General features: G+C 39.0%; 11 protein-coding genes. 9 read left to right on the forward strand and 2 right to left on the reverse strand.

Going from position 1 to position 13,098, the window contains the following annotated elements; genetic code table 11:
* From IQ283_RS00220 to rlmH, 6 genes are all read left to right on the forward strand, one after another.
* On the forward strand, window positions 1-1,386 hold the full coding sequence (locus IQ283_RS00220; RefSeq protein ID WP_194218169.1) for a YycH family regulatory protein: 1,386 nt from the start codon (window positions 1-3) through the stop codon (window positions 1,384-1,386).
* Window positions 1,373-2,275, forward strand: a complete 903-nt coding sequence (locus tag IQ283_RS00225; RefSeq protein ID WP_194218170.1) for a two-component system regulatory protein YycI — start codon at window positions 1,373-1,375, stop codon at window positions 2,273-2,275. The genes IQ283_RS00220 and IQ283_RS00225 overlap by 14 nt, the downstream gene beginning before the upstream one ends.
* Window positions 2,276-2,289: 14 nt before the next feature.
* On the forward strand, window positions 2,290-3,084 hold the full coding sequence (locus tag IQ283_RS00230) for an MBL fold metallo-hydrolase (protein ID WP_194218171.1): 795 nt from the start codon (window positions 2,290-2,292) through the stop codon (window positions 3,082-3,084).
* 84 nt (window positions 3,085-3,168) lie between these two features.
* On the forward strand, window positions 3,169-4,380 hold the full coding sequence (locus tag IQ283_RS00235; RefSeq protein WP_276511781.1) for a S1C family serine protease: 1,212 nt from the start codon (window positions 3,169-3,171) through the stop codon (window positions 4,378-4,380).
* Window positions 4,381-4,461: 81 nt separating this feature from the next.
* A complete protein-coding gene (locus tag IQ283_RS00240; RefSeq protein WP_194218173.1) occupies window positions 4,462-4,626 on the forward strand; it encodes a CxxH/CxxC protein in 165 nt (54 codons plus the stop codon).
* Window positions 4,627-4,734: 108 nt separating this feature from the next.
* Window positions 4,735-5,214, forward strand: coding sequence for a 23S rRNA (pseudouridine(1915)-N(3))-methyltransferase RlmH (rlmH, locus tag IQ283_RS00245; protein ID WP_194218174.1), 480 nt, complete (start codon window positions 4,735-4,737; stop codon window positions 5,212-5,214).
* Window positions 5,215-5,423: 209 nt separating this feature from the next.
* Here rlmH and IQ283_RS00250 read toward each other — a convergent pair whose 3' ends face one another.
* Window positions 5,424-6,869: a DEAD/DEAH box helicase gene (locus IQ283_RS00250; RefSeq protein ID WP_194218175.1), complete on the reverse strand. Its 1,446-nt coding sequence runs from the start codon at window positions 6,867-6,869 to the stop codon at window positions 5,424-5,426.
* Window positions 6,870-7,265: 396 nt separating this feature from the next.
* Window positions 7,266-8,264: a tRNA dihydrouridine synthase gene (locus IQ283_RS00255; RefSeq protein ID WP_194218176.1), complete on the reverse strand. Its 999-nt coding sequence runs from the start codon at window positions 8,262-8,264 to the stop codon at window positions 7,266-7,268.
* A 577-nt stretch (window positions 8,265-8,841) separates the two neighbouring features.
* Here IQ283_RS00255 and mqo point away from each other — a divergent pair.
* From mqo to IQ283_RS00270, 3 genes are all read left to right on the forward strand, one after another.
* Entirely contained in the window at window positions 8,842-10,404 is a 1,563-nt protein-coding gene (mqo, locus tag IQ283_RS00260) for a malate dehydrogenase (quinone) (RefSeq protein WP_194218177.1), read from the forward strand.
* A 253-nt stretch (window positions 10,405-10,657) separates the two neighbouring features.
* Window positions 10,658-12,232: an IS1182 family transposase gene (locus tag IQ283_RS00265; protein ID WP_194218178.1), complete on the forward strand. Its 1,575-nt coding sequence runs from the start codon at window positions 10,658-10,660 to the stop codon at window positions 12,230-12,232.
* 196 nt (window positions 12,233-12,428) lie between these two features.
* Entirely contained in the window at window positions 12,429-12,689 is a 261-nt protein-coding gene (locus IQ283_RS00270; RefSeq protein WP_194218179.1) for a DUF4190 domain-containing protein, read from the forward strand.
* Window positions 12,690-13,098 lie beyond the last annotated feature (409 nt).

Genomic DNA, 13,098 nt, shown 5'->3' on the forward strand with positions numbered 1-13,098 from the left:
ATGACGAAGAAACAATTTGAGAACTTTAAAACCGTTTTACTAAATGTTCTCGTTTTAACTAGCTTGTTTCTAACGTGGCAGATTTGGACATTCGAACCTGAGTACGAAAAGGAAGCTGCTCCTACAGAAGCAAGTCCTGTTGGTATTAAGGAAGTAAGTATCAATGAAGTTGTAAAACCAAATCAGCTCGTTTATCACATTGATAATCAACATTTTACTTCCTTTTATTCCAATACCATTGATTCTTTTTACAATGAATTTATCTCCGGAATGAAAATCAAGTCCTTTACGATGGAGAATGATATGAAAAGTATACGGGAGACCGGCAATAGCGTAGAGCTTATTTTTCCAACATTGCTTTCAAATGACGTTTTGAAGAAACTAGTGAGCATTTCGAAAGACGATATTCCTTTGTCGACATTCGATCGCATTATCATTCCGTCTATTGCATCAGGTAAAAACAATGAAATCATTTTCCTCAATACATCCAATGGTGATGGAATGCGAGCTACGGTTGAAGCTTCGAATGATATAAAAGAATGGTATTCAAACGTCTTCTCTTCTTTTGAGGTTAATAGTAGTGAAGCTGAAGAAAATAAGATCTTTCGTGCCAAATCGTTTCAAGTTTCTGACGAGCTACCGACTTTTTATATTCCGATACAAGGTCCTTCTTTAGCGGCGTTCGGAGGAAGTTCCGATGAGCTAGCAAATGAAGAAGATTTTAAAGAAGCGCTTTTTCCTGAACAAGATCGTGTTGAGAAGAACTCATTCAACAATATTTCTGATCTTTATACTGACGGTAGCCGAGACTTAACGTTTAGTCATGAAAATGAATTTATGGTGTTTAAGAATCCACCTTCTACAACAAGTCGGTATGTATCGAATGAATCTCCTATTCTGGATGCCTATGGATTTATCAATAAGCATTTTGGTTTTCGTATCACCGATTACGATGATGATGAATATGTGCTGAACGAATGGATCAGATCTTCTGATAACAATACAGATCAAATTACCTTCCGACTATATACGGGTGGCTATCCAGTCTATAGCTCTTCAACAGAAGATCTTGATGAGATTGATGTAACTCTTGAAAATGATGATGTTAGCACGTACAAGCGAATGTTGAAGGTTATTCAATACGCTAGAGAAATTGGAGATCGAAAGCTACCGAGTTATGAAGAAGTCCTTTCTCTACTAGACGAGGGAAGTTTTAAGAAAACCGAAATACAAAACATAACAATGGGTTTCACAATTGATCGGTCAGCAGAACAAAATTATGAGTTTACGCTTATTCCCCAATGGTATGTGAAGTTGAACAATTCCTGGACACCGCTACAATCCATTAGCAATGAACAGGGAGGGGAATCAGTTGGATTGGAATAGAACGAAAACGATATTAATATTAACGTTTCTTGTGTTTAATATCTTTCTAGCTAGTGATTTATTTAAGAAGCAAACCGAATTAAGTGATCTCGAGCAGTATGAGCAGGTTACGATTGAAGATCAATTAAAGAATTTAAACGTCACGTATGAGAAAAACCTTCCTGTTCAAACGGAGAAGATGTCTTTCATTAGTGGAGACGTTCATGAATTTACAGAGCAAGAAGAGAAAACGTTAGAAGAGGGAACAAGTCAGGACATTACGCTTGATGGACGAAAGTTAATCTCCACTCTTAAGAAGCCGTTCCCGATAAGCGATCCGGACGAGCCTTCTGCCTTTTCAATATTTCTAGAGACGTATGTGTATGAAGGTGGGAAGTATCAGTTTTACGCCCGTGATGAGAATAATCCAAACATTATTTATTTCGCGGAAACCTTTGAAGATCGTCCTATTTATAGCCAGGATTCAGGTATGCTAATTGTTACGCTTGAAGATGACAAGGTTGTCTCTTATACGCAAACATACTTGAACTTAAAGAAAATCGGCAAAGAACGTAAAATCGATCCAGCTTCTGAAACGATTGGGCTTCTTGTGAATCAGCAGGATATTTCTTTAAATGACAAAGTAGAAGACATGTCAATTGGCTATTACACAACGGTTACGAACGAGGATGACCGCGATACATTTGTTTTCGTTCCAACGTGGCATGTTGTCGTTAAGAACGAAAACAAGGATAAACCAATTCAGAACTATTATGTCAATGCGATTGAGAAAACAGTCTTTAGTGATCCTAAAGAGGTCGAAACCAATGAGCAAGAGGATGAGGAGGATTCAGATGACAGTGAGAAACCGGATCCTTCTAAGCCTAAAACGGTAACAAGCGATAAGTAGGAGAGGAATGGAATATGTCTCTTGAATTTAGTGTGCTTGCAAGCGGAAGCACTGGTAACGCCATTTATGTTGGTACAGAGAAGCATAAGCTTCTTGTAGATGCTGGATTAAGTGGAAAAAAACTTGAAGAACTGTTCGCAAAAGCCCATCTCGATCCAAAGGATCTAGATGGGTTGCTTGTGACTCATGAACATAGTGATCATATTAAAGGTCTTGGTATATTTGCAAGAAGGTATAAGCTGCCTATATATGCAAATGCAAAAACGTGGGAAGCGATGTCAGGTCTAATTGGTGCAATACCAGTAGAACAAAAGTTTCAGTTTGATATGGATACTGTGAAAACTTTTGACGATCTTGATGTCGAATCATTTGGTGTCTCCCATGATGCAGCCGAGCCGATGTTTTATGCCTTTCATCACGAAGGTAAGAAACTTAGTATCGCGACAGACCTTGGATATGTGAGTGATCGAATCAAAGGAACGATTCGCAATTCAGATATGCTTGTATTTGAGTCAAATCATGACATCAATATGCTTATGATGGGGCGCTATCCATGGAATGTGAAAAGACGAATTTTAGGTGACATGGGTCACGTTTCTAATGAAGATGCGGGAGCTGCCCTATCAGATATAATTGGTGATCAAACAAAGCGTATTTATTTAGCCCATTTAAGTAAAGATAATAACATGAAAGACCTGGCAAGACTTTCTGTCCAGCAAACCCTTGAACAAAACGGCTTTGCAGTCGGGGAGCAGATTGCTCTATATGATACAGATCCTGCTGCGCCAACACTTGTTACGAAGTTATAACGAGAAGCTTGAGTGAGGGCAAGTAAGATAGATTAGTCTTGATTCTGAGGTCTCCTTTTTTAACTGAAAGGATTGGTGAAGGATTTGGGCTATTATGATGGTGATGAAAACAATCTACCGATGCGACAGAAAGGTAATCGCGGCGGCGCATTTATGGCTGGACTGATTGGTGCCATTCTAGGCGCATTACTTATTCTCTTTACTGTGCCTGCTCTCTCGGATGTAGGCGTGCTGCCTGATATTCAACCACCGCAAGATGAAGAAGCGGAAGTGAAGTCGGAACAGCGGTCGATTACTAAAGATATTAGTATTGATGTAACAAATGACATTACGTCAGCTGTTGCGAATGTAAGCGAAGCGGTTGTCGGAGTGATTAATTTACAAAAAACAGATTTCTGGGCAGAGGATTACGGAGAAGCTGGAGCAGGATCAGGCGTTATTTATAAAAAAGAAGGCGGAGAGGCATTTGTTGTTACTAACAATCACGTGGTTGAAGGTGCAGGGCAGCTTGAAGTGAGCTTAAACGCCGAAAAGCGCGTTTCTGCAGAGCTTGTAGGCACTGACCCTCTAATGGACCTTGCCGTCCTTAAAATCCCTTCTGAGGCCGTTACAATGGTTGCTGAATTTGGTGACTCGGATACTCTCAAGCCAGGTGAACCAGCTATAGCCATCGGTAATCCATTAGGCTTTCTTGAAGGGACCGTCACACAAGGTATTATTAGCAACCCTGAGCGTTCATTTCCAGTAGATACCGATCAGAATGGGACAATTGATTGGAATGCTGATGTAATTCAAACAGACGCTTCTATTAACCCAGGTAACAGTGGAGGAGCGTTAATTAACATTTCAGGTCAATTAGTAGGGATTAACTCAATGAAGATCGCTCAATCAAGCGTAGAGGGAATTGGCTTCTCGATTCCAATCAATATCGCTGAGCCTATCATTAATGATCTAGAGTCGTATGGCGAAGTCAGAAGGCCTCAAATAGGAATAGGAACAAAATCACTCTCGGAGATTCCTACCTATCACTGGAGTGAATCACTAAAGTTGCCAGATAAAGTCGATTATGGAGTCGTAGTTATGAGTGTTTTTCCTACTTCTTCAGGTGATATTGCGGGCTTAAAAGAGCTTGACGTTATAACAGCAATGGATGGAGAAAAAATTAAGAATTCAATCGACCTTCGTAAATTTCTTTACACAAAAAAAGAAATTGGAGACCGAGTGAAATTAACAGTCTATCGTGAAGGTACGAAACAAGAAGTAGAAGTGACACTTGCCGAGCAGCAAAGCTCTTAAATAGCGCAGGAGGGGGGACTCTCCTGTTTCTTTTTGGAGAAACTTATGCACAGTGGATAAGTGAAATGAAGGAGAGGTAGAATGAAAATATATTGCTGTAAAGATCATGTTGAATTGGTTCTTGATGTAATGATTGATGAAACAGAAAGTTTCCCTGTATTAGAAGAGCTTGAGAAAGAATCAAATGAGTTGTCCACAACATGTGAGTATTGCAAAAACAGCGCAACATATATGGTATCGAACTAATATTCGGTCACGACATGTGGGTGAAAAATGTGTATATGTGGATAATTTCTGTGGATAACTTGTTTATCTGCTGTGGATTTAAGAAAAAAGGATAGGTGTGGATAACTTTTGAACATAAGTATTGTTACTGTGGGGAAACTGAAAGAAAAATATTTAAAGCAGGGGATTGCGGAATATACGAAACGTCTCGGTCCTTTCGCAAAAGTAGAAGTGATCGAGGTCTCCGATGAAAAAGCTCCAGAGAACCTAAGTGACACTGAAATGCTTCAGGTGAAAAAGGCGGAAGGTGATCGCATTATGAGCAAAATTTCACCTGATGCTCACGTAATTGCCTTAGCTATTGAAGGAAAAATGAAAACTTCTGAACAGTTAGCACGCGACCTTGACCAGCTCGCAACATATGGAAAGAGTAAGGTAGCTTTTGTTATTGGAGGCTCCCTTGGTTTAAGTGATGATGTTCTCAAGAGAGCAAATGACACGCTTTCCTTCTCTAAGATGACTTTTCCTCATCAGCTAATGAGGCTTATTCTAGTTGAGCAGGTTTATCGTGCGTTTAAGATTAATAGAGGCGAACCGTATCATAAGTAAATGAGGATATAAAAGAAAAGAGTCAAAATCTCAAGTTTTTTCGGAGAAAACATATTACTTTGTTCGCATTGTATTCAGTACAGTAGGAGCTACACTTGGCTAGACCAAACAATCTCCTAGGGTCATCATGTCTCTTTTAATTTCATATAGAAGCAAATATCCCCCTCATCTTTAAAGGTGAGGGGGATTTAAGGATTTCTATAAATATTTTATTTAATGGCTATGCTCACTTTTAACTTCTTTGCTTTGATAGTCGCATTCTCCATGGCCTGTAGAACTAGTGAGCCCTTGCCATTCAGAATATCAACATAGGACATATGATCATGGATGGTTATAATGCCGATATCCTCTGCAGTGACTCCAGAGATTTTTGCGATTGTTCCAACAAAATCAACAGCACGAATTTTCTTCTTTTTACCGCCGTTGAAATGGAGTTTCATAATATCTTGATTGATGCGGGCTGTTTTATTATTTCTTACAATGCGTCTGCTGTTAAGTTTTTCTTCGAAAGCTGCTTTTTTTCCAGCCAGTTCCAGATGGCTTGGAGCTTCTATAACTGGTAGCTTAAAGCCGATGTATCTTTCAATTGCTTTAATGAACTTTCCTTCAAAAGGCGTCGAAAACGTAATGGCTTTTCCTTTATTTCCAGCGCGACCGGTTCTTCCTGTTCGGTGTACATAGCTCTCTTTTTCCATAGGAACGTCGTAGTTGATAACAAGTGTCACATTATCAATATCAATACCTCTCGCAGCTACATCGGTAGCCACGAGATAGCGGAAGTTCCCCAGTTTGAAACCTTCCATAACAGAGAACCGGTCTTCTTGTTCTAGCCCCCCATGGAGTCTCTCGCAAGGGTATCCAGATTTCTCTAGTTCGCTATACACAGAATCAACGTGTTCTTTGGTTCTGCAGAAAATGAGGCAGCTGTCTGGATTTTCTACAACCGTGATGCTTTTAAGAAGTGAGATCTTTTCTTCTTCTCTCACTTCAATTAAAGAATGTTCAATGGTATCGGCTGTCATCCCGTCCGATTCAATCTCAATCTGAATCGGATCGTTCATATATTTATGGCATAGATTTTCAACATCTTTAGGCAAGGTAGCAGAAAAAACCATTGTTACTCGGTTTGAAGGCAGCTCTTTCATAATCGCTTCTACTTTATCGATAAAACCTCGATTAAGCATCTCATCAGCTTCGTCTATGATAAGATACTTTATTTGATCCAAAGCTAGAGTTTCTCGTTCAATATGGTCCATGACCCGTCCAGGAGTACCAACGACGCAATGAGTTTTTTGTTTCAATTCATCCTTTTGTTTCGTAAAAGGTTCTTTGCCATAAACGGACACTGCTTTAATGCGTTTAAACCTTCCGATATTCGTAATGTCTTCGCGGACTTGAACCGCAAGTTCCCTAGTAGGAGTAAGAATTAAGGCCTGTGGTTTTTTTTCTTCCCATTCAATCATATCTGAAACAGGAATACCAAAGGAAGCAGTCTTTCCACTTCCTGTTTGAGCTTTTACGACAAGATCTTGATTTTCTAATGCTAATGGAATAACTTCACTTTGAACTTCTGTTGGCGTTTCGTATTTTAGAACAGCTAGTGCTCTTTTTATTTCTTCGCTTAGATGATATTCTGCAAAACTTTTTTTACTCATTTTTCAACCTCGTTTTTGGTTTTTCGTCATATGTATAGAATTCTCTCCAAGAAATATTATATGCATTATCAGAATATGGTCCATTATACTTGAAAAGTGCGGGAGAAACTGGCTTTTATATTAAATTTTTAAAAGTAACAGATATAAGTTGTCTGACATTACATCTGATAAAGCTTTAAAGAAATGGGGGCAAGCCTCGATGTTGAAGCCAGAGCAGCTTTCTTCTGTTGATTCTTGGTTTTTGCTCAATGCGATTGGTCATCACAGAGTTACAATGAGGCTAAAATCAAACTGGTTTATTAACATAGTCTTATAAAAAAAGAGAGAAAAGCACGAATGGCTCTTCTCTCTTGTTACAATCTAAGAACGATTTGGTTCAAATGACTCAAACTTTACTCAAGAAACAGAAAAATTTTCACGTTCATTTGATCTTTCTTTTTCTTTAAACTCATCAAGAAGAGCACGCACTTCATCAGTGGATTCAGTGCTCATAAGCTGATTCCTTAATTCACTTGCGCCACGGAATCCTTTTACATAGATCTTAAAAAAGCGGCGAAGCGTAATAAACTGACGCGTTTCTAGTTCTGCTGAATATTTATCATGTAAATCGAGCTGCAATCTAAGGAGATCAAGCAATTCCTCACTCGTATGCTCTTTCTTCTCTGTTTCAAAAGCAAACGGATTATGGAAAATCCCACGCCCGATCATAACGCCATCCACGCCATACTTCTCAACAAGTTCAAGTCCCTTCTGACGGTCTGGAATATCGCCGTTAATCGTCAGAAGCGTATTTGGGGCAACTTCATCTCGAAGTTTCTTGATCTCCGGAATCAGCTCCCAATGCGCATCAACATTACTCATTTCCTTTTTCGTACGAAGATGGATGGAAAGATTAACAATATCCTGTTCTAGAAGGTGCTTCAGCCAGTGGCGCCATTCTTCCACTTCCGTATAACCAAGGCGAGTCTTTACGCTGACGGGCAACCCACCCGCTTTAGCTTCCTGGATGATTTCCGCTGCAACATCAGGACGACGAATGAGTCCGCATCCCATCCCTTTAGTGGCAACATTAGGAGCAGGACAGCCCATATTGATATCCACTCCACGATAACCCATTTCTGCCATGCCAATGCTCATTTCTCGGAAGTATTCGGGCTTGTCTCCCCAAATATGGGCAACAATTGGCTGTTCATCTTCTGTGAATGTCAATCGTCCTCTTAAGCTGTCTTTTCCTCTCGGATGGCAGTAGCTTGCAGTATTGGTGAACTCTGTAAAAAACACGTCAGGTCTCGCTGCTTCACTCACAACATGTCGAAAAACAACATCCGTCACAGCTTCCATTGGAGCAAGAACAAAAAATGGTCGAGGCAACTCGTGCCAAAAATTATCTTTCATAGTATATCTGAACCCTTTCCTTAAGGGAAAACAAGTTCCCAAAATTAAAAAGTAATAATGTTTCTATCTTATCCATTACTAGTTAGACTGAATTTAACCATTATATACTTTAAAAGCATTCAATGAAAAGTGCAAGAGGAAGAGTCGTCTTGTGTTTAAGTAAATCGACATAGAAACAAATCAAAACTCTATAACCTCTGGATAAGAACAAACAGACTTCAAAACGGTTAATGACGGGGCTAAAAGGGAAAATGGTTAGTGTGATTCCAAATAAGAATTTGGTTTGTTAGGAATTCTATCTTGGATAATATTTATTTTTCATGGTAGAAGTTGGTCTCTAAGCTACCTGGGATAGTAAATTTTTTTAAATAAGAATGATCCTACCTTATTTAACTTTATAATTTCCGATGTTAGTTTCTGTATTGTTTTTCAAGCCTCTTTTTCTTCAAATAACGTGTAAAAATTAGTAAATACGCATCAGATTATTAGATATTTTTTCTACAATTATAACAATTGACTATGATAAGGTATAATTAAGATAGAACATGTTGTGTACCTAAGAGTCGCCTTGCTTTTTATGACATGTGAGCATGAGCGCCTATTCTTTTTATTACAAATAAATGAGACAAGGAAGGGTATCATGAGCAAGAATCAAAAAAAAGACATTATCTTAATTGGTGCTGGAGTCATGAGTGCGACTTTGGGATCATTACTGACAGAATTAGCACCTGATTGGAACGTTAAAGTATTTGAAAAACTAGGAAGTGCAGGAGAAGAAAGTTCTAATGAATGGAATAATGCGGGGACAGGCCATTCTGCACTATGTGAACTAAACTATACTTCTGAAAAGACCGATGGGTCGATAGACATTGAGAAAGCTGTCAAAATCAATGAGCAATTTCAGCTTTCAAAACAATTTTGGTCTTATTTAGTAAACAATCAATTGATTGATAAACCACAGGACTTTATCAAGCCTCTTCCTCACATGAGCCTTGTACATGGGGAAGATAATGTAAAATTTTTGAAAAAGAGATTGGAAGCGTTGTCAGCTAACCCATTGTTTAAAGGAATGGAATTTTCGGACGATCCTGAGAAACTGAAAGAATGGATTCCACTCATAATGGATGGAAGAACGTCAGATGAACCGATTGCTGCGACAAAAATTGACTCTGGTACAGATGTCAATTTTGGAGCGTTAACGCGCATGCTGTTTGAGCATTTAGAAGGTGAAAATGTAGAACTTCACTATAAGCATAGCGTAGAAGATATTAAACGAAATAGTGATGGCATTTGGGAAGTAAAGGTAAAGGATATCGACAACGATAATCTTGAGTATCACACAGCTGATTTCGTCTTTATCGGCGGTGGAGGAGGTAGTCTACCACTACTACAGAAGACTGGTATTCCTGAGTCAAAACATATTGGCGGATTCCCGGTAAGCGGACTCTTCATGGTATGCAATAATCCTGAGGTGATTGAGAAGCATCATGGAAAAGTGTATGGAAAAGCCAAAGTTGGCGCTCCTCCTATGTCTGTTCCTCACCTTGATACAAGATATATTGATAACAAAAAAAGCTTGTTGTTTGGACCATTTGCGGGCTTTTCACCAAAGTTCTTAAAAGGCGGGTCAAATTTGGATTTAATAGGCTCAGTTAAGCCCAATAATGTGTTAACAATGATGGCTGCTGGTTTAAAAGAGATGGGCCTTACAAAATATTTAGTGCAACAAGTCATGTTATCAGATGAAAAACGTATGGAAGAAGTACGTGAATTTATTCCAACTGCCAAAAGTGAAGATTGGGATATCGTAACGGCTGGTCAACGTGTGCAAGTAATTAAAGATACGGAAGGTGGAGGAAAAGGAACGCTTCAATTTGGAACAGAGATTGTTAGTTCCTCTGACGGTTCCATTGCTGCGCTTCTTGGCGCTTCTCCAGGTGCTTCTACTGCTGTACACGTTATGCTTGAGATATTCGAGCGATGTTTCCCAGAGATGATGGCTGATTGGGAACCCAAAATTAAAGAAATAATACCTTCATATGGCAAGTTACTAGGAGAAAATCCTGAATTATTCAAGGAAATCAATGCCTTAATAGTACAGACGCTTGCTCTCAATGAAAGTGAGCCCGCTTATAGTTGAGTTGTGATGAAATAGAGGAGGATTTGTAGCCTAATTTGCTAGAGAAACCCTGATTATATTTGGCTTAGTGGAAAAATACACAAAAAAAGAGGCTGGGACAAAACCCAGTAAATTAAAATAAGAGTGGCCCTGCGGACAAAGAATTTGTTCGCAGGGCCACTCTTTTTATATTTTCATCTTAATTTAACAATAAAATAAGGGCAACCTCTGATAAAATTATAGTTACCACACAATAACCATCGGAGGTGCCCTTATGTTTAAAGATTATAACATGAATCAAGTGATTTTGCCCCTAGATTTAGAAATGAAATTACAAGAAAATGATATTGCCTATGCCGTCCATGAGTTGGTCGAACAGATTCCGGATGAAGCTTTTTCTGCGTTCCTGCGTGATACGGGATGCCCTGCTTATCACCCACGTATGATGATGAAAGTTATTTTATGTGCGTACACCCAATCGGCTTTTTCAGGAAGAAAGATTGAAGGTCTCCTCAAAGATAGCGTTCGGATGATGTGGTTAGCGCAAGGGTATGAACCCAGCTATCGCACCATCAATCGGTTCCGTGTTCACCCAGAAGTCAAAGAACTTCTTCGTCAGGGCTTCGTACAGTTTCGTTGTCAGCTCGTTCAAAAAGACCTCATTGATGATGAAGCGATCTTTATTGATGGTACGAAGATTGAAGCGAATGCCAATAAGTTTACATTTGTGTGGCGCAAGGCTATTGAAAGGTACAGCGAGAGTCTGATTGAAAAGTCGAATGCGATGTACGATGAGTTGATTAAAAAAGAAGTGATCCCCGAAATCGAACGGGAAAGTCCAGAACAACTTTCCATTAAAGAACTTTCTAAAATAGAAGAAAAGCTAGAAGAAAAAGTCGGAGAATACAATGAGAAGATTGAAACCAGTGCCGATGTAACCGAACGAAAACAGCTTCGTTCAGAGCGAAAAGGACCGAAGCAGTTCCTTAAACAAATGAAGGATTTCGTATTGCGCAAAACAAAATACGAAAACGATATGGCTATCTTCAAAGAACGGAACAGTTATTCCAAAACCGATCACGATGCCACGTTCATGCGTATGAAAGAGGATTATATGAAAAACGGGCAACTCAAAGCCGGTTACAATCTTCAAATTGCGACGGAGGGTCAATATACACTCGCATACGATATCTTTCCAAACCCAACGGATACACGTACTTTTCTTCCGTTTCTTGATCGTGTAGAAAAGGATTTCTTTCAATTGCCTACGTATGTCGTTGCGGATGCCGGTTATGGGAGCGAAGAAAACTACATAGATGTGCTGGAAAATCGCAAGCGCACGCCTCTCATCACGTATAATACCTATCGAAAAGAGAAGAAGAAAAGCTATAGGAAGGATGCGTTTCACGTATCCAATTGGGACTACAATGAAAAAGAAGATACATTCACATGCCCGAATGGAAAACAGTTGCCATTCCGATACGTTTCTCATCGCACTGACAGAGGTGGCTTCACACGAGAATTTAAAGTATATGAAAGTGAAAACTGTACCGGTTGTCCGTTCCGTTCTCATTGTACAAAAGCAAAAGACGGGACGAATCGAAAGATCTTCTATAACGCCAAATGGGAAGAACAAAAGAATATGATTCAACAGCTGCTTTCGGATGAAAAAACAGGTGAAATCTACGGTCAACGGAAAATCGATGTAGAGCCAGTTTTTGGATTTCTGAAGGCTATTTTGGGTTTCACTCGGATGTCCGTAAGGGGCAAAGAGAAGGTCAAAAATGAAATGGGCTTTGCGCTCATGGCGGTGAACTTGAGAAAGTATACCGCCATGAATGCGGAGTGATCCAATAATCTTAGGAATAACCAAACAAAAAAGGTTCCGTTCGTCAAAAACGATGAACGGAACCTTTTTATCGATTTCAGGCTAGTTATGTCCCAGCCTCTTTTTTTAATGGAATAAAATCAATGCCACTCTAATAAATTCAATTATGTAAAAAAATAGGTTTCTAAAAAGAGATGAGTTTTAGGGGGGAATTGATATGGAAGGAAATGTGAATGTAGCTCCACAACCAGAGAGCAATGGTCTCGCGGTATCTTCGATGGTGTTAGGTATTATTGGACTTGTGCTTTTTCTAGTGCCAATTATTCCTTATCCTTTGGCAATATTGGCCATCATTTTTGGAGTAATTGCGAAGAAAAACCCTCTTAAGAAAGGATTTGCCGTTACAGGGTTAGTTACGGGAATTGTTACGTTAGGTTTGAAAATATGGTTTTGGGCAGGAGTTGCCTCATTAATGTAACTTGTTTGAAGGGAAGGGGAGGGATTAGTTTCTCTCATCTTCCTTTTTCAATTTCTACTTCCGAACCTTTACAGAAAAGACTTAGTTTGTTTTACTCTTCCTTTCTTTAGGATTTCAATAAGTTGATTTAGTGTTGCTGCTTAAAATCTATAGATTGTAAAGAATATTAGGGGAACTTAAAAAGACGAGTAGAACTTAAAAAGTAATGTATACAGAAAACGTACACATGAAAACAAAATCGTATACTTGTAAACGAAAAATGTACACAAGTATACAAAAGTGTACGCATGTTGATTTATAGGGATGTAAACAAAATCGTATACGTGTATACAGAAAACGTACACATGTATACGTATTTGTGTACAAGTACACAAATTTGTAAACTAGATAGAATGACTCATTGACTTCA

The sequence above is a fragment of the Pseudalkalibacillus hwajinpoensis genome (assembly GCF_015234585.1).
GTDB lineage: Bacteria > Bacillota > Bacilli > Bacillales > Guptibacillaceae > Guptibacillus > Guptibacillus hwajinpoensis_B.

What these genes read in the sequence shown, in the direction of transcription:
- IQ283_RS00250 (WP_194218175.1), bottom strand. Translation starts at nt 6,869, where the DNA reads ATGAGTAAAAAAAGTTTTGCAGAATATCATCTAAGCGAAGAAATAAAA.
- IQ283_RS00265 (WP_194218178.1), top strand. Translation starts at nt 10,658, where the DNA reads ATGTTTAAAGATTATAACATGAATCAAGTGATTTTGCCCCTAGATTTA.
- IQ283_RS00220 (WP_194218169.1), top strand. Translation starts at nt 1, where the DNA reads ATGACGAAGAAACAATTTGAGAACTTTAAAACCGTTTTACTAAATGTT.
- IQ283_RS00240 (WP_194218173.1), top strand. Translation starts at nt 4,462, where the DNA reads ATGAAAATATATTGCTGTAAAGATCATGTTGAATTGGTTCTTGATGTA.
- IQ283_RS00255 (WP_194218176.1), bottom strand. Translation starts at nt 8,264, where the DNA reads ATGAAAGATAATTTTTGGCACGAGTTGCCTCGACCATTTTTTGTTCTT.
- mqo (WP_194218177.1), top strand. Translation starts at nt 8,842, where the DNA reads ATGACATGTGAGCATGAGCGCCTATTCTTTTTATTACAAATAAATGAG.
- IQ283_RS00230 (WP_194218171.1), top strand. Translation starts at nt 2,290, where the DNA reads ATGTCTCTTGAATTTAGTGTGCTTGCAAGCGGAAGCACTGGTAACGCC.
- IQ283_RS00270 (WP_194218179.1), top strand. Translation starts at nt 12,429, where the DNA reads ATGGAAGGAAATGTGAATGTAGCTCCACAACCAGAGAGCAATGGTCTC.